The sequence below is a fragment of the Bacillus sp. 275 genome, from assembly GCF_001999205.1.
GTDB lineage: Bacteria > Bacillota > Bacilli > Bacillales > Bacillaceae > Bacillus > Bacillus velezensis.
On record NZ_CP019626.1, the window covers coordinates 357267 to 374907 of the forward strand.

General features: G+C 45.8%; 17 protein-coding genes. All 17 read right to left on the reverse strand.

The window, feature by feature from the left end:
• Positions 1–6: 6 nt before the first annotated feature.
• The 17 genes from fliF to ylqF all read right to left on the reverse strand — a co-directional run bounded on the left by fliF (position 7) and on the right by ylqF (position 17514).
• Entirely contained in the window at positions 7–1617 is a 1611-nt protein-coding gene (fliF, locus tag BZ167_RS01300; RefSeq protein ID WP_012117551.1) for a flagellar basal-body MS-ring/collar protein FliF, read from the reverse strand.
• 42 nt (positions 1618–1659) lie between these two features.
• Positions 1660–1980: a flagellar hook-basal body complex protein FliE gene (gene fliE, locus BZ167_RS01305; protein ID WP_007409777.1), complete on the reverse strand. Its 321-nt coding sequence runs from the start codon at positions 1978–1980 to the stop codon at positions 1660–1662.
• Between the two features lie 10 nt (positions 1981–1990).
• Positions 1991–2443 carry a flagellar basal body rod protein FlgC gene (gene flgC / locus BZ167_RS01310; RefSeq protein ID WP_007409776.1) on the reverse strand — a complete coding sequence of 151 codons (453 nt, stop codon included), beginning with the start codon at positions 2441–2443 and terminating at the stop codon, positions 1991–1993.
• Positions 2443–2832 (reverse strand): flagellar basal body rod protein FlgB, encoded by a 390-nt coding sequence (flgB, locus tag BZ167_RS01315; RefSeq protein WP_003154260.1) that lies wholly within the window; start codon positions 2830–2832, stop codon positions 2443–2445. Before flgB ends, flgC begins: the two co-directional genes overlap by 1 nt.
• Before the next feature lie 353 nt (positions 2833–3185).
• The gene (gene codY / locus BZ167_RS01320) at positions 3186–3965 is read right to left on the reverse strand and encodes a GTP-sensing pleiotropic transcriptional regulator CodY (RefSeq protein WP_003154263.1); all 780 of its coding nucleotides are present in this window, start codon (positions 3963–3965) and stop codon (positions 3186–3188) included.
• A gap of 37 nt (positions 3966–4002) precedes the next feature.
• Positions 4003–5406 (reverse strand): ATP-dependent protease ATPase subunit HslU, encoded by a 1404-nt coding sequence (hslU, locus tag BZ167_RS01325; RefSeq protein WP_007611413.1) that lies wholly within the window; start codon positions 5404–5406, stop codon positions 4003–4005.
• 16 nt (positions 5407–5422) lie between these two features.
• Complete coding sequence (gene hslV / locus BZ167_RS01330) at positions 5423–5968, reverse strand: ATP-dependent protease subunit HslV (RefSeq protein ID WP_003154267.1); 546 nt, start codon at positions 5966–5968, stop codon at positions 5423–5425.
• Positions 5969–5983: 15 nt separating this feature from the next.
• Complete coding sequence (gene xerC / locus BZ167_RS01335) at positions 5984–6901, reverse strand: tyrosine recombinase XerC (RefSeq protein ID WP_039251511.1); 918 nt, start codon at positions 6899–6901, stop codon at positions 5984–5986.
• A 69-nt stretch (positions 6902–6970) separates the two neighbouring features.
• Complete coding sequence (gene trmFO / locus BZ167_RS01340) at positions 6971–8278, reverse strand: FADH(2)-oxidizing methylenetetrahydrofolate--tRNA-(uracil(54)-C(5))-methyltransferase TrmFO (RefSeq protein ID WP_012117550.1); 1308 nt, start codon at positions 8276–8278, stop codon at positions 6971–6973.
• Positions 8279–8342: 64 nt separating this feature from the next.
• Complete coding sequence (topA, locus tag BZ167_RS01345; protein ID WP_060675465.1) at positions 8343–10418, reverse strand: type I DNA topoisomerase; 2076 nt, start codon at positions 10416–10418, stop codon at positions 8343–8345.
• A gap of 181 nt (positions 10419–10599) precedes the next feature.
• Entirely contained in the window at positions 10600–11499 is a 900-nt protein-coding gene (gene dprA / locus BZ167_RS01350) for a DNA-processing protein DprA (RefSeq protein WP_060675464.1), read from the reverse strand.
• Positions 11500–11564: 65 nt separating this feature from the next.
• Positions 11565–12467 carry a succinate--CoA ligase subunit alpha gene (sucD, locus tag BZ167_RS01355; RefSeq protein WP_003154281.1) on the reverse strand — a complete coding sequence of 301 codons (903 nt, stop codon included), beginning with the start codon at positions 12465–12467 and terminating at the stop codon, positions 11565–11567.
• 28 nt (positions 12468–12495) lie between these two features.
• Complete coding sequence (gene sucC / locus BZ167_RS01360) at positions 12496–13653, reverse strand: ADP-forming succinate--CoA ligase subunit beta (RefSeq protein ID WP_003154283.1); 1158 nt, start codon at positions 13651–13653, stop codon at positions 12496–12498.
• A 174-nt stretch (positions 13654–13827) separates the two neighbouring features.
• Positions 13828–14109, reverse strand: a complete 282-nt coding sequence (locus tag BZ167_RS01365) for a FlhB-like flagellar biosynthesis protein (RefSeq protein WP_007409769.1) — start codon at positions 14107–14109, stop codon at positions 13828–13830.
• Positions 14106–15809 (reverse strand): hypothetical protein, encoded by a 1704-nt coding sequence (locus BZ167_RS01370; RefSeq protein WP_060675463.1) that lies wholly within the window; start codon positions 15807–15809, stop codon positions 14106–14108. The genes BZ167_RS01365 and BZ167_RS01370 overlap by 4 nt, the downstream gene beginning before the upstream one ends.
• Before the next feature lie 16 nt (positions 15810–15825).
• Entirely contained in the window at positions 15826–16593 is a 768-nt protein-coding gene (locus BZ167_RS01375; RefSeq protein WP_060675462.1) for a ribonuclease HII, read from the reverse strand.
• Between the two features lie 72 nt (positions 16594–16665).
• Positions 16666–17514, reverse strand: coding sequence for a ribosome biogenesis GTPase YlqF (ylqF, locus tag BZ167_RS01380; protein ID WP_007409766.1), 849 nt, complete (start codon positions 17512–17514; stop codon positions 16666–16668).
• Positions 17515–17641 lie beyond the last annotated feature (127 nt).

Below are 17641 nucleotides of genomic sequence, written 5' to 3' on the forward strand. Positions count from 1 at the left end.
TTCCCCCTAATCCTCGTCCAGCCAGCTTCGAAGCAATTTAGCAAAGTCTTCCGGTTTTTCTTTAGCCATTTTTTCAAGCTGTTTTCGTCTGACTGTTTCTTCCGTTTCAATTTTCTCTTCGTTGATATCAGGCAATCGAACCGGCTCGGGCGGTGTTTCATATTCATATTCTTCGTATTCATCCTCTTGTGAGCGTTTCTTTCTGATGAGGAGAATAATAAGCAGAATAATGGCCGCAAGCAGTACGCCGCCTGTAATGTATACCCAGATCGGAAGACCTGAAGATTGTGCCGAATCTGTGTTCAGGCTTGTTTTTCCGTCAAACGGCTGAACGGATACAACGATTTTATTATTGATATCATTGTCTGTCAGGTTTTGATTTTGCGTTTCGTTTTTATCAAGAGACGTTCTGACGACCGTTCCTAAAATCTTCTGTATATCAGCCTGTCTCTGTGCTGATAAGGAAGCGGCATTTTTCGGATTAGGCGGCTCCACCATGACCTGAATGCCTAAATCACGCACTTTATACGGGCTTTCAGCGATTTCTTTATGAATGCGGTTGACTTCATAGTTGATTTTATTGCTGCTTTTTTCGTAGTCCCCGCTGTTTGAACCGCCGTTTGTCTCGGCATAGTTCGCGGTGTCATTGCTTCCCGTTCCGGCCGTGCCGCCGTTGGCCGCGCCGTCGCCTTTATACGTTTCCGCAACTTTTTCGGCGCTTACCGCTATGCCTTCCATGTTATCTTTATCGACAGGTTCGACAGTGTCTTCAGTGCGTTTTTCCTTCGTGAAGTCAACATCCGCCGTCACGGAAACAACGACCTTATCCTGCCCCATCATTGTGCCGAGCAGTGACTGAACATGTTTTTGAATGTCCTTTTCGACCTGCGACTTAATACCTTGCTGAGAAGCATAACTGTCAGAAACGGACCCTGCACCGCTGTCACTTTTGTCATAATATGTAGAATTTTGATCCATTATGACGATATTATCTTCTTTTAAGTTCGGAACACTTTTAGAAACGAGGTGGTACAGCCCGTTGATCTGGTTTTGATCAAGCGAGTAGCCCGGTTTCATCTGCAAAACGATTGATGCGGACGCTGCCGGCTGATCTTCACCGACGAACACGGCTTCTTTCGGCATATTGATCATGACCTTCGAGCTTTTAATACCGTCCATTTCATTTATCAGGTTTGACAATTCGGTCTGAGTCGCCTCAACCTTTAAAACGTCAAACTCATTATCCGTCAGGCCGAAGCCCGCATTTTGTCCGAAAAACGAATAATCAATTGATCCCGTTTTCGGCAGGCCTTCCGCGGCAAGCTGGACTTTAAGCGAATCCACTTGGCTCTCAGGAACCTTAATGACCGTGCCGCCGTCAGCAAGTTCAGAAGACACCTTTTTCGTATCGAGCTCTTCTTTAATCTTCCCCGCTTCTTCCGCGGACAAATCTTTATAAAGAGGCACCATCTTTTCAGACGAAGTAAAAATAATAACGACGATGAGTAAAATAATGAATGCGGCCAAGCCGCTTACCATGAGTATCTTCTGTGTTTTTGATCTGTTGTTCCAAAACGCTGCCGTTTTGGTTTTCATTTGCATTAGAGTACGATTCATGTTAACCCCCGGTCATTCCAGTCATTCTCTTTAATCTGACCACTACATCTGCATTCTCATGATTTCCTGATAGGCTTCCACGGCTTTATTGCGGAATTCGGTAGCGGCCGTCAGAGAAATATTTGCTTTTTGGGCAGCGATCATGACCTCGTCAAGGTTTACATCCTTTCCTGCAGCCAGTTCGTTCGTTATTTGGTCAGATTTTACTTGTGACTCATTTAACGAATCAATAGAGTTTTTTAAAAGCTCCGAAAAGCTTGTTTGGTTTGAAGAATCAGTTTTTTGAGTTTGGTTTAATTGATTCGTTACGTTTTGAGTGTTTTGGGTTTGTTGAAGCTGAAAAGGAGTAATAGCGTTAACCACTTACATCACCTTACTTTCCGATTTCTAACGCCTTCAAAAGCATGCCTTTGGAAGCGTTTAATGCAGTTACGTTTGCTTCGTATGATCTCGAGCTGCTGACAAGATCCACCATTTCCTTTAATGGATCTACATTTGGTTTTTGTACATATCCGTCTTTATTCGCATCAGGATTCTCCGGATCATAAACGAGATTAAAAGCGGACGGGTCTTCCGTAACACCAGATACCTTTACGCCACTTCCCGCGCTTCCTGTTCCGTTCATCTTGGAATGTAAAAGGGACGAAAATGATTCGCCTCCGGATTGGAGAGATACCAGCTTTCTTCTGTAAGGCACCCATTCGCCATTTACCTGCTTCGCTCTCGTTGTATCCATATTGGCCAGGTTGGACGATACGACGTCCATCCGGACACGCTGCGCAGTTAAAGCGGAACCCGAAATATTTAAGCTTTGAAAGCCACTCATTATTTTCCTCCTGTCAAGACGGTTTTCAGAGAATTGAATTTGCCGCTCATTCTTTCAACCAAAGCCTGATAATTAATTTGGTTTTCGGCTAAATCTGTCATTTCTTTGTCGATATCGACATTGTTTCCGTTTTGCTGGTACGATGTATCACTGCTGGACACGATAGAATAATCGTCCCCCGAACCCGTAAAGTCAACGTGCCGATAGTCGGTTTTTACAGCCTCAAGATTGGATGTTTCCTGATCTAACAAATTTCGGAAAGAGACTTTTTTTGCCTTATAGTTCGGTGTATCTATATTGGCGATATTATTAGTTAAGACTTTTTGCTTAATGTCCGCTCTCCCCAAGGCATTCTCAAGATTTTGTATAGTTCCAGAAAATAAGTCCAAATCCACTTACCTCCATTTCAGATATTTTTCTCCTAAAAATCCTTGTCGAGAATTGTAAAACCATATGCTTATTGTAAGAAATAACAGGCTTAAAGTCTATGAAGTTAGGCTAAAAAAAAGTGCTCAATTATATCTATTTTGCATGTAGGTATTAAGTCCTAGAATATTTGTACTACAAGGATTTGTTTAATATAAGACTGAAAATAGCCCAATTTCTGTTTCTTCCTCCTTTTTTCACACAGCAAGATGGATTATCTCAGATCAGATTCCAATAAGCAACTTTAAACTGCAACTTTTCACCTATTGTCCATAAAAAAAGCAGAACCCCCATTTTCAGGGATCCTGCTTTTGTCTTAATGAGATTTAAGGTTTTCCAATTCAATAAGGAATTTGTTGTTCAGAACTTTAATGTACGTCCCCTTCATTCCCAGTGATCTGGATTCAATGACGCCTGCGCTTTCCAGCTTTCTCAGCGCGTTAACGATTACTGAACGCGTAATGCCGACACGGTCCGCAATCTTACTTGCCACAAGCAAGCCTTCGTTTCCGTCAAGCTCTTCAAAGATATGCTCAATCGCTTCAAGTTCACTGTAAGACAGAGAACTGATCGCCATTTGAACAACCGCTTTGCTTCGCGCCTCTTCTTCGATTTCTTCCGCTTTTTCTCTTAAAATCTCCATTCCTACAACGGTTGCTCCGTATTCAGCAAGAATGAGATCATCATCTTCAAATTGATCCTGCAGACGGGACAGAATGAGCGTGCCCAGTCTCTCTCCTCCGCCGATGATCGGCACGATCGTTGTTAAGCCCGCTTGGAACAGGTCTCTGTTTTCCACAGGAAACGCCGTGTATTCGCTGTTGATATCAAGGTTTGAAGACGTCTCCGGAACATTGAACAGATTTCTCGTGTACTCTTCCGGGAACTGGCGGTCTTCAAGCATTTTTTTCATGCGGTCATTTTCAATCTGCTGATTAATAGAGTAGCCCAAAAGCTTTCCTCTGCGGCTGACGACGAAAATATTAGAATCAATGACGTCACGAAGCGTTTCAGCCATTTCTTTAAAGTTTACGGGTTTGCCTGCCGCAGCCTGCAGCATGCTGTTAATAATTCGTGTTTTTTGTAGTAAAGCCATGATAAATAATCCTCCTAGAATTCCTCTTATTAAATTTTCACAATATAAATTGACTTAGATCTTTGTTGTTTGCAATCGTTCCGAGCTTTTCTTCAACGTATTGCGGCGTGATGGCGACTTTTTCCATCGTCACGTCCGGCGCTTCAAACGACAGGTCTTCCAAGAGACGTTCCAATATCGTGTGAAGCCTTCTCGCTCCGATGTTGTCCGTATCCTGATTCACATGATAAGCCACTTCGGCGATCTTACGAATAGCTTCGTCAGAAAATTCAAGAGATATACCTTCTGTCTGCAATAAAGCCTGATATTGTTTTAACAGCGCGTTATCGGGTTCGACGAGAATCTTCACAAAATCATCTACCGTCAGCTTGCTCAATTCTACACGAATCGGAAAGCGGCCCTGCAGCTCCGGAATCAGATCAGACGGTTTGGCCATATGGAATGCCCCGGCTGCGATAAACAGCACGTGATCTGTTTTGACGGAGCCGTATTTCGTGACGACGGTAGATCCTTCGACAATCGGAAGGATATCTCTTTGAACGCCTTCTCTCGATACATCTGCTGAGGAAGAAGCCCCTCCGTTTTTTGCGATTTTATCTATTTCGTCAATAAAGATAATGCCGCCCTCTTCAGCTCTTAACACGGCCTCTTGGCCGACTTCATCCATATCGATTAATTTGCCTGCCTCTTCATTGGTCAGAACCTTCCTTGCTTCTCTGACCGTCATTTTGCGGCGTTTTTTCTTTTTTGGCACCAGATTGCTCAGCGCATCCTGCATATTCATGCCCATCTGCTCCATCCCGGAGCCTTGCAGCATGTCAAACATCGACGGCTGCTGCTCTTCCACCTCTACGGAGACGTAATGGTCTTCGAGCTCTCCCAATGCGAGCTGATGCGCCATGCGCTTTCTTTTCTCTTCAAGGCTTGCTTCTTCCTGCTGGTCGGCTTCATCATCATTTGCCGCCTGGCTTCCTCCGAAAAGCATTTCAAACGGATTTTTCACACCCGCTTGTTTTTTCTTTCCCGGAACGAGAAGCCGCACTATACGTTTGTTTGCATTTTCTTCAGCCTGTTCTTTCACTTCGCTGATTTTTTCTTCTTTAATGAGCCGCACGGATGTCTCAACGAGGTCTCTGACCATTGATTCGACATCTCTGCCTACATAGCCGACTTCTGTAAATTTTGTCGCTTCAATTTTTATAAATGGCGCACCGGTAAGCTTGGCGATCCGTCTGGCGATCTCTGTTTTCCCCACCCCGGTCGGGCCCATCATCAGGATGTTTTTGGGAACGATCTCGTCTCTCAGTTTTTCATCAAGAAGACTTCTGCGATAGCGGTTTCTTAATGCCACGGCGACAGCTTTTTTCGCATCCTGCTGTCCTACAATGTATTGATCCAACCGATCTACGATTTGTCTCGGTGTTAACGGTTTGTTTTCCATGCGCCTCAAGTCCTTTCTATTCAAGTTCTTCCAAAATGATCTGATCGTTTGTGTACACACAAATCTCGCCCGCGATTTTCAAAGCGGCTTTTGCAATATCTTTGGCGGACAGATTCTCTCCGGCATAGGTTTTCAGCGCTCTTCCTGCTGACAGGGCGTAGTTTCCGCCGGAGCCGATTGCCAAAATGCCGTCATCCGGCTCAATCACTTCACCTGTTCCCGATACGAGAAGCAAGGTATCCTGGTTCATGACAATCAGCATGGCTTCCAGCTTGCGCAGCACTTTATCGCTGCGCCATTCTTTCGCAAGCTCAACCGACGCACGTTTTAAATTGCCGTTGTATTCTTCAAGCTTCGCCTCAAACATTTCAAAAAGTGTGAAAGCGTCTGCAACAGATCCCGCAAATCCGGCCAGAACCTTTCCGTTAAACAGCTTTCTCACTTTTCTTGCAGTATGTTTCATGACTACAGCCTGACCGAATGTGACCTGGCCGTCTCCTGACATAGCGCTTTTCCCGTTATGCTGGACGGCAAAAATCGTTGTCGCATGAAAAGATGACATGAGAAGGGCCTCCTTTTAATTTTCTTTAAAAGCTCTCGGGTGGTGGGACATATATGTGTTTCTCAGCATTTCCTTCGATACATGCGTGTATATCTGCGTAGAAGACAGATTGGAATGGCCCAAAAGCTCCTGGACGCTTCTTAAATCAGCCCCTTCATTCAGCAGATGAGTCGCAAACGTGTGCCGAAGCATATGCGGGTGTATATGTAAAGTGCCGGATGCTTTTTTTACAAGCCCGCTTAAAATATACCGGATTCCTCTGGCGGTCAGCGGGCCGCCTCTTTGATTGACAAACAGCACATCATGAGGCTCTTTTGCTTTTTCAAGCAGGCACTGCCTTCCGCTGTTGATATACAGCTCCAGCGCATCACGGGCATATGAGCCGAACGGGATATAGCGCTGCTTCTTGCCTTTCCCGTGAACGAGCACCGTATCCATGAACAGGTCAAGATCGCCGACAGTGAGCGTACAGCACTCACTGACCCTCATTCCGGTCGCATAAAGAAGCTCAAGCAGGGCCTGATTGCGCATCCCTGACGGCTGACTTCTGTCTGAAACAGCGAATAGTTCCTCAAGTTCTTTTTCATAAAGAAACTTCGGAATCCGTTTCTCTTGTTTCGGCAGATGAACAAGCTGAAACGGATTCTCTTCAACAAGCTTTTCCCTCATTAAAAATTTATAGAAGCTTCTCAAAGCTGAAATTTTCTTGCTGATTGTTTTTCTTGACAGGCCTTTTTCATAAGCCTCTGTCAAAAATATTCTCACATCATGATATGCAGCTTCTTTCATTCCATTTATATTTTGAGCATGCAGAAACATCCCAAATTCTTCAATCGAATTAACATAATTCACAATAGTATATTGTGAATAATTTTTTTCAATTTGTAAATATTCAACGAATAACTTTAAAAAAAAGTTAACATTCTCAGTCATTATGAAGACCTCCCTCTCCGAAGGGCTTTTAAATGGTATCATATAATGCATCGAAGTTGCAATGAAAAGCTATATCGTTTTCGAAATAGTTTGAATAGTCTCAATTGCGCGTTTAGCGTATTCTTCATTTCGTTCTTTTTTGTTTTTAATTTTTACAGGCAATTCTTTTAAGAGGCCGAAGTTTGCATTCATCGGCTGGAAGTTCTTCTGATTTGTCGTCGTAATGTAGTGAGCCATGCTTCCGATCGCCGTCTCCTGCGGGAATGTCACAAGATCCTGACCGAGCACAAGTTTGGCGGCATTGATTCCCGCTACAAGACCTGAAGCGGCAGATTCAACATAACCCTCTACACCGGTCATTTGGCCCGCGAAAAACAGATCGTTCCGCTGTTTAAATTGATATGTCGGGTTCAAAAGGCTCGGCGAGTTGATAAATGTGTTTCTGTGCATGACGCCGTATCTGACGATATCAACATTTTCAAGGCCGGGGATCAGTTTAAGCACTTCTTTTTGGTCTCCCCATTTTAAATGTGTCTGAAAACCTACAATATTATAAAGCGTTCCCGCCGCATCATCCTGTCTGAGCTGAACGACTGCATAAGGGCGCTTGCCTGTTTTCGGATCTTCCAGTCCGACCGGTTTCATCGGTCCGAACAGCATTGTTTTCTTGCCTCTTTTCGCCATGACTTCAATCGGCATGCAGCCTTCAAAGAAGATTTCTTTCTCGAATTCTTTTAAAGGAACCGTCTCAGCCGTCGTCAATGCTTCATAGAAACGGTCGAATTCTTCCTCTGTCATCGGGCAGTTTAAGTACGCCGCTTCTCCCTTGTCATAACGGGATTTTAAGTACACTTTCTCCATATCGAGGCTGTCTTTTTCGACAATCGGCGCCGCCGCGTCATAAAAATACAGATACTCTTCTCCGGTGAGCTCTTTCAGCTGCTGTGAAAGCGATTCTGAGGTAAGCGGTCCGGTGGCGATAACAGTCGGGCCTTCCGGAATCTCTGTTACTTCCTCAGTAAGAACCGTTACGTTCGGATGGTTTTTCACGAGATCCGTCACGCTTTGCGCAAATTCATGACGGTCAACGGCAAGCGCTCCCCCGGCCGGAACCGAGCATTTATCAGCAGATTGAATGATTGCCGAGTCAAGGGCCCGCATTTCTTCTTTTAATACGCCTACCGCATTGGCGAGTGTATTTGAACGGAGGGAGTTGCTGCATACCAGTTCGGCGAATTTATCAGTATGATGGGCTGCCGTCTGCCTGACGGGCCGCATTTCGTATAGTTTTACTTGAATTCCTCGTTTTGCAAGCTGCCATGCCGCTTCACTTCCGGCAAGGCCTGCTCCGATTACATTAACTGTTTGCTGGTTCATTTCTTTTCATCTCCTGTTGTTTGTCCCTTCCACACAAAGAAGGTGAGCAAGGCACTGCTCACCGCTACTTCTGTGGTTCTTCCTTATAATCGCATTCGACGCATTGGACTTGTATGCCTTTTTTAAGCTTTTTCTCTACGAGCATATTTTCACATTTCGGGCATTTTCGTTCAATCGGTTTGTCCCAAGATACGAAGTCGCATTCAGGATAACGGTCACAGCCGTAAAAGATGCGTTTCTTTTTTGATTTTCGTTCGACAATGTTTCCTTCATGGCACTTAGGGCATTTTACGCCGATTTGTTTGACAATCGGTTTTGTATTCCGGCAGTCAGGGAAATTGGAGCACGCCATAAATTTGCCGTATCGGCCCATTTTATAAACCATCCGGGAGCCGCATAACTCACAATCTTCATCGGCGTATTCAGGTTCAATTTCCACTTCTTTCATTTCGGCTTCCGCTTTTTTCACGCGTTTTTCGAAATCAGTATAGAAGCTGTCAATGATTTGAACCCATTCTGTCTGGCCATCTTCAACATGGTCAAGATCTCTTTCCATTTTAGCCGTGAATTCAACGTTAATGATTTCCGGGAAAAACTCCATGATAAGATCCAGCACGATCTGCCCAAGCTCAGTCGGCACAAACCGTTTATTGTCTAATCCCACGTAACCGCGGCGCTGGATGGTGTCAAGAGTCGGCGCATATGTCGAAGGACGGCCGATCCCCAGTTCTTCAAGCGTTTTAACCAGGCGCGCCTCTGTATAACGCGGAGGCGGCTGAGTAAAGTGCTGCTCAGGCTCAATATCTTTCGATAAAACCGTGTCTCCCTCTTTAAGGTCCGGAAGCATGCGGTCTTTTTCTTCCAGCTGATCGTCTTTACCCTCTACATAGACTTTCATGAAGCCGGCGAATTTGACTTTACTTCCGTTTGCCCGGAATGTCAATCCGTTATTGCTGAGATCGACGCTCATCGTATCAAGGACGGCAGGCGCCATCTGGCTTGCAACAAAGCGCTCCCAAATCAGCTTGTATAATCTGAGCTGGTCTCTTCCAAGCACCGCTTTTAAGTCGGCAGGTTTTCTGAGCACCGAAGTCGGGCGGATCGCTTCGTGGGCATCTTGAGCGTTTTCATTTTTCTTTGCCGGTTTCCGTTTTCCCGCTAAGTACTCTTTTCCGTACGCCTGATCAATAAAAGCTGACGCTTCTTCAACGGCTGTATTGGAAATCCGCGTTGAGTCCGTTCTCATATACGTGATGAGCCCGACTGTCCCTTCTTTGCCGAGATCAATTCCTTCATATAATTGCTGAGCGATCATCATCGTTTTCTTCGCTCTGAAATTCAGCTTCCTGGCAGCCTCCTGCTGCAGAGTGGATGTTGTAAACGGCAGAGCGGGATTTCGTTTGCGCTCTTTTTTCGTAACCTTGTCAACTGTATACTTATTGCCTTTCAGCTGAGCAAGGATGGCTTTTACGTCTTCTTCGCTTTTTAAAGGAAGCTTTTTGCCGTTTTCCCCGAAAAATCCGGCTTCAAACGTCTCTTTTCCTTTTAAAAATGAGCCGGTAATCGTCCAGTACTCTTCAGGTTTAAAGTCGTTGATTTCCTTTTCCCGGTCGATGATCAGCCGGAGCGCAACGGATTGCACACGGCCCGCACTGAGGCCTTTTTTTACTTTTTTCCAAAGAATCGGGCTGATTTTGTATCCGACGAGTCTGTCTAGTATGCGGCGCGCCTGCTGCGCATCGACAAGATCCATATTAATCATGCGCGGATGTTTAAATGATTCTTTAATGGCGTCTTTCGTTATTTCATTAAAGACGACCCGGCAGTCCGAGCTGAGATCCAGATCAAGACTGTGTGCGAGATGCCATGCAATCGCTTCCCCTTCTCTGTCGGGGTCGGCCGCGAGATAGACTTTTTTTGCTTTCTTTGCCGCTGTTTTTAATTCTTTTAAAACAGGGCCTTTTCCGCGGATCGTAATATATTTCGGTTCAAAGTTCTGTTCGATGTCAACTCCCATTTGACTTTTCGGAAGATCCCGGACATGTCCCATTGAAGCTTTGACTTTATATTTCTTCCCTAAATAACGTTCAATCGTTTTCGCCTTTGCCGGCGATTCCACGATGACTAGATAATCAGACATTTTCATCCCCCTCAAGAGGTGTTCTCTCTCTTTTCAAGTATCAATTCATTTTAGAGCTGCCTTTTTATGGCTTTCAACATTTCATTCTTTATGATGAACGTCATTTTATACATGAAAATAATGAGCAACTTTAAATCCTCACTATTATTAAATATTACAATACCGTTTGTCAAACGATATTTCAAAAGGGTTCCGTATACTGAACGCATCGGGCGGTCAGCTCTCCGTCAATATCCTCTGCGCATAATACAGCTTTCGCCCCTTCTTGAATGAGTTTTATAGGTCCTCCGGAATATGGATTAAATATGGAACCCGGAACGGCAAATACCTCTCTGCCTTGATCGAGAGCCTGGTAAGCTGTGATTAATGAACCGCTTTTTTCTTTTCCCTGCACGACCACAATTCCTTCACTTAGTCCGCTGATTATGCGGTTTCTCATCGGAAAGTGCCATTTTTTCGGCTTTGTTTCAGGAGGATGTTCTGAGAGTAGGAGATGGTGTTCAGCCATGTATTCTGCTAACAGGAGATTTTTCCGGGGATAGATGTGATGGAATCCGCCGGCTATCACGCCGATCGTAAGCCCTTTTGCCCTGATGCTCGCCTTATGAGACAATCCGTCTATACCGGATGCAAGCCCGCTTACAATGACCCAGCCTTTTTTTGAGAGTTCGGCGGAAAGATGCCCAACCGCTTTTATTCCGTCTTCCGTCGGTTTCCGCGTTCCTACAATCCCGATTTTTCTGCCTTTTTCAAGAAGCAGCGTGTTCCCTTTTGCATACAAGACAGCCGGCGGATCATAAATCGCTTTAAGCCATGTTGGATAGCGGCTTGATGAAATCGGAATGACAGTAATGCCTTCTCGGCGGTAATCGGACAGAACTTCATCAAGTTCCGGATCCTTGCGCTCTATTTCCCGAAAAATTGCTTCCGGGGCTGTTTTCCCTTCTGATAAAACAGTTAATGGATGCGGATCCGGTAAAAAAGACAGAGAATGATCAGCTTTCCACCATTTTAATAGAAGAGACGGGGAAATGATTTGATTAATACTGCAGACCATTAAACAGCGCGATGCTTGATCCAAATCTGGAAACCTCCTCTTTTTTTCAGCAAAAACAGGAACAGCCGTTACGGCTGCCCCTGCTTCGATCAGTGCGTTTTGCACGTTTCAAATAAGCCTTTTTCTTTTAACACCTTAATCAGCGTTTCACCCATTACAGAAGGGGTTTCCGCGACTTCAATTCCGCAGGCGTTCATCGTTTTGACTTTTTCTTCTGCCGTGCCTTTTCCTCCGGAGATGATGGCGCCCGCATGGCCCATGCGTTTTCCCGGAGGCGCGGTTTTACCGCCGATAAAGCCGACAACAGGCTTCGTCATGTTCGCTTTCACCCACTCAGCCGCTTCTTCTTCAGCTGTGCCGCCGATTTCTCCGATCATGATGACTGCATGTGTTTCAGGATCTTCGTTGAACGCTTTTAACACGTCAATAAAGTTCGTGCCGTTGACCGGGTCGCCGCCGATCCCTACAGCGGTAGATTGGCCTACGCCGGCTTCTGAAAGCTGATGGACGGCCTCGTATGTCAATGTTCCTGAACGGGACACAACGCCTACATGACCCTTTTTATGAATGTATCCCGGCATAATGCCGATCTTGCATTCTTCAGGTGTAATAACACCAGGGCAGTTCGGCCCTATTAATCTCGTTTTCTTGCCTTCCATAAAACGCTTCACTTTCACCATGTCCAAAACCGGAATGTGCTCAGTGATACAAATGACAAGGTCAATTTCCGCGTCAACCGCTTCCATAATTGCGTCCGCCGCAAACGGAGCCGGCACGTAAATAACTGACGCATCTGCGCCCGTTGTATGAACCGCTTCTGCGACCGTATTGAATACCGGTACGCCTTCCGCTTCCGTTCCGCCTTTTCCAGGTGTTACACCGCCAACGATATTCGTGCCGTATTCCAGCATCTGCTTTGTATGAAATAAAGCGGTAGAACCTGTAATCCCCTGTACAATAACTCTTGTATCTTTATTGATAAAAACACTCATTATCTGGTCCCCTGCCTTTCATTCTTTCCTAAACTAAGGATACGATTTTCTGTGCGCCGTCTGCCATTGATTCCGCAGATGTGATGTTTAAGCCTGATTCATTCAGGATTTTCTTTCCTAAATCTACGTTTGTCCCTTCAAGGCGCACGACCAGCGGCAATGTCAATCCGACTTGTCTCGTCGCTTCAACAACGCCCTCGGCGATGACATCACACTTCATGATGCCTCCGAAAATATTGACGAAAATTCCTTTTACGTTTTGATCGGAAAGAATGATTTTAAAAGCTTCCGTAACTTTTTCTGCGGTTGCGCCGCCCCCGACATCAAGGAAGTTTGCAGGTTCTCCGCCGTAGTGTTTAATGATATCCATAGTAGACATTGCAAGACCCGCGCCGTTTACCATACAGCCGATATTTCCATCAAGGGAAATGTAGCTTAAATCGTATTTTGACGCTTCGATTTCTTTCGGATCTTCTTCATCTAAATCTCTGTATTCCATAATGTCTTTTTGTCTGTATAACGCATTGCTGTCGAAGTTCAGCTTAGCATCCAGCGCCATGACGTTTCCGTCCCCCGTAACGACGAGAGGGTTGATCTCGGCGATGGAGCAGTCCTTCTCAACAAATGCTTTGTATAAACCGAGCATAAATTTAGCGGCTTTGCCGACAAGCTCTTTCGGGATGTTAATTGCGAATGCAATTTCCCTTGCCTGATAGCCCTGAAGGCCGACAGCCGGATCAATTACCGCTTTTTTAATTTTTTCAGGTGTTTTTTCCGCTACTTCTTCAATCTCCGTTCCGCCTTCTTCAGACGCCATTAAAACGATTCTTGAAGTAGCGCGGTCAAGTACAAGCCCGACATAGTATTCCTTTTTAATATCGCAGCCTTCTTCAATAAGTAAGCGTTTTATTACTTGTCCGTCCGGACCCGTTTGATGTGTGACGAGCGTCTTGCCTAACAGTTCTTCGGCATACTCTTTCACTTCATCTTTTGTTTTTGCAATCTTTACCCCACCAGCTTTGCCGCGGCCGCCAGCATGGATTTGCGCCTTTACGACATAAACCGAGCTTGACAGGCTCTCTGCTTTTTCAACTGCTTCCTCTGCTGTAAAAGCCACTTTACCTTCAGGAACAGACACCCCGTATTTTCTGAGGACTTCTTTTCCCTGGTACTCATGGATATTCATTTCCCATCCTCCTAACTTATGTAGCAAAACTAAAAATAGACTGCGCTTTCATTCTATATAATACTGGAAGAATTGTCTAGGGTTCAAAACAAAATCTTTATATCCTTCCAAACATTCTAACTTTTATTTTATTGAAAATATAAATTTAAATGGAGTCCGGGAAATGAATGGTCCTTATTTTTCGTTTTTCAGGGTTTCGTCCAGTCTGTAAACAAATGAAAAAATTTCGGCAACGGTTTCATAGAGCGCCTCCGGTATCTGATCGTCAACCGTCAAATGGCGCATTAATTCGACAAGGGTTCTGTCTTCCTGAATGGGAACCCCCGCCTTCTCAGCTTCTTTTATAATATTTTCCGCCACGTGCCCCCTGCCTGTTGCGACAACCTTCGGGGCTTGGTCTTTCTGCCGGTCGTAATGCAGGGCGACAGCTCTTCTTAACGGCGTTTGCTCTTTCATATTTTCACATCCACTTTTCTTCCGCCGTCTTTTTCTATAAACTCTTCCACAAGAGCGCTCTGGTCTTTCGGGCGCCGTTTTTTAGCCGTGACGCCTGACAGGCTGAAGCCCGTTTCTTTTACGGCTTCTTTTAAAGCCGGTACGAGAGGGTCGATGGCCGCCTGAAGCTCAAAATCAGTCTCAACCGTAATGGTCATTACATTTTGCTGAATCATGCAGTCCACAACGGTTTCTTGCAGTGTTTCAAGGTGCAGCAAAAACAGGAGCCTGCAATGTGACGGATCGAGTTTTCCGTCCGGCTTCTTCCGTCCTTTAAAGAGAACTGTGATGTCATTCTCATACGCGGACGCTCCCAGCGGAAATGACAGCACCATCTGCGTAAAAGAAGGGTTATGCTGCTCAATAAACAGCTGGCCGTTTAATTTATGAATAAGCGGTTCCGCCTCTTGTTTAACGGATTGGGGCGCTTCTTGAAGCGTCCGGACGGCTTGGAGGGCTGTTTTCAGCGCTTGTTTCTCCGGCTGCGGAGACACGCCTTTTTCAAGCGCTGTAATGAATGATAATTCATCACGTGTGCCCAGTCCTTTTTTGATTTTCTGCAAAAGGCTTAATACATCATGTTTTTCTGCATATTTCAATTCGGTGAGCTGAGCGGCTTTTTCAAAAACAGCCGCCTCCTGTTCTGTCAGATGTGCGTTTTGAAGAACAGGTGCTGTTTTAAATGTTTTTTCTTGAGAAATGAAAGCCTTAATGATCTCCGCCGTTACTTTTACAGGACGATTTTCAGTTTTTTCTGCCGATGTCATTAATTTCTCTATAATCTGTTTTGCCGTTTTTTCAGGAAGTTCCGGATTTGCCCGTGCACTCGGAGGAGAAGGCTGGCTTGAGACTGCCTTTCCGTTTTCACGAGTCTCTCGGACAAATGGTGATTGTTTTGATTCCGTCCGTTCTCCTTCATCCATCAGCCCGGTTTCTGAGAGCGGCATGCGTGCAGTCTCGGCAAGCTTCTTCAGGAGACGTTCTGCATGAAGATCCGTTTCCGCGTTTAACACGTCAGAAACCGCCTCTTTGAGCACAGACAGCTCTTTTGCCGATTGCGGAGCCTGATTGATTGCCTGAAGCAGTCCTGAGAGGAGGCGCCGGGTCGGAACCGGATATTTAACGGCATGAATGGCTGACAAGACTTCCGGATGTGCGGGCAGTTCCCGTTTCAGCGCAAATACGATTGTTTCCGCCGCTTTTTTCAATTCGGCGGCCGGAAGCGATTCAGCCCAGCGGATGCAAGCTTTGAGGCTGTTTTCCGTCATCGGCAGCTTCTGCTGCATAAACGTTTCGGCAATCTGCAGAGACACAGGGCCCGGTTTGACAGAAAGAGCGTTTAACAGTCTTCCCGCCGCTTCCTGAACGGTTTTCGGGCTTCCTTCGAATTGGTCAATGACATGAAGCCGGCCCGTTTTTTCCGCCGGCTGTTTGTCATAAGAAAACCAGTAATACGCCTGCGGACGAAGGGCGGTTTCAAGTTTTCCCTGCATCGTCCGGCCGCCGATTTGGATAAGAGCGCTTTGATCGTCCAGCAAACGGAGAACCTTCCCTAACAGCAGCCTTTGAGCGCCGCTGTCTTTACCGCCGTCTTGCCGGTCCGGAGGGATTTCCGCCGTCAGCTGTCTGAAAGCCGCTTGGATTTCGCCGCTAATGTTCATGTCTTAAGCCTCTTTTCTAACAATAAGATTGAACGGGAGCGAACGTTTTTCGGTGAATAGTTGTCGGTCCGTATGCCTGAAGAGCTTCAAGATGTTCTTTCGTTCCGTAGCCTTTATTTTTTTCAAAGCCGTACATGGGGTAGGTTTTGGCGTACTCAGCCATGAGACGGTCCCGCGTTACTTTTGCTATGCAGGCTCCGGCGGCAATTGACACGCTTTTGGCATCCCCTTTTATAACTGATGACTGCGGAATGTCAAGCGGAAGGGTCATGGCATCAACAAGCAGATAATCAGGTGTTTCCATTAAAGCATTGACGGCTTTTACCATCGCCAGTCTCGCCGCCTCATAAATGTTGATCCGGTCAATGACGTCCGCATGGACAATGCCGACTCCTACAGCCGCCGCTTCTTCCGTGATCCGGCTGTAATACTCCTCGAGCTTCTTTTCCGACAATTTCTTCGAGTCCGTGAGACCGAGAATCTCGCATTCTGCCGGCAAAATGACGGCGCCGGCGACAACCGGTCCGGCAAGCGGCCCTCTTCCGGCTTCGTCAACACCCGCAATCAGGCGGAAGCCCTTTTTGGATGACAGTCTTTCGTATGCCGTCATGTTCAGCCATTGCTCTTTAAGAGCTTTTTCCTTCGCGTGCTTTTTCAGCCATTGCTCTAAAAGCGTCTGTACGCTTTTTCTCGGGTCTTTCTCACATTGGGCAAGGAAGGGGTCGCTTTCGTCCCTGACCTCTTGCAGGCGTTCTTTTACGCTTTTTACGGTTAATGTATTCACGTTCTCTTCTCCCTTACATTATGTATATCGGTATTCTGCGGAAAAAATAAAGACCCGCATCGCTGCGCGTCTTTATTCTGATGGTGTTTCAAATGAAAGTCTGCCGAATTTTTCCGTCCGGATGTCCCGAATGATGACTTCCGTTGTTTTATCATAGTCAACCATTCCGCCGCCCATCAAACAGCCGCGTTTTTCACCGATCGCGTCGAAAAGAGCGGCGATATCCTCAGGGATTTCCTGAAGTCCGTAGCGCTCCTTCAAGCGGTCGGGATAATGCTCTTCCAGAAAGCGCAGCCCGAAGACGGCCACATCCTGCAGGTTGATAATCGTATCTTTAATCGCCCCGGTGATCGCCAGGCGCAAGCCGACAAGCTCATCTTCAAATTTAGGCCATAAAATTCCCGGTGTATCGAGCAGCTCTAATTCCTTGCCTACCTTTACCCACTGCTGTGAAGTGGTAATGCCGGGCCTGTCTCCCGTCTTGGCAATGTTTTTTTTGGCCAGCCGGTTAATGAGCGTAGACTTGCCGACATTCGGAATGCCGATGATTAATGCGCGGATTGCTCTTGGCCTGACACCTTTTGCTTTCATTTTATCGAACTTATCTTTCAGCAGCTCTTTCGATGACGGCACGATTTGATGCAGTCCCTGCCCGTTAACGGAGTTTATTGAAAGAGAGGGAATGCCTTGTTCCTGAAAGTGGTCCTTCCACTGAGCAGTCACAGCCGCATCCGCCTTATCGGCTTTATTTAAAAGCATAATGCGCGGCTTATTTTTTAAAATCTCCTCAATCATCGGATTTCTCGATGACATCGGGATTCTCGCATCCACCAATTCATATACGATATCAATTAATTTCAGTTTTTCTGTTACTTCCCGTCTCGCTTTAGCCATATGGCCTGGGAACCATTGAATGGTCATGTGACTTCGACACCTGCCTTATTTACCGGAACCGGATGTTCCGATGATCTCTTATGTATTTTACGTTGCTTGTTCCGCTTTTACAAATTTCATATAAAAAAAGAGCCTGTTACGGGTAACAAGCTCT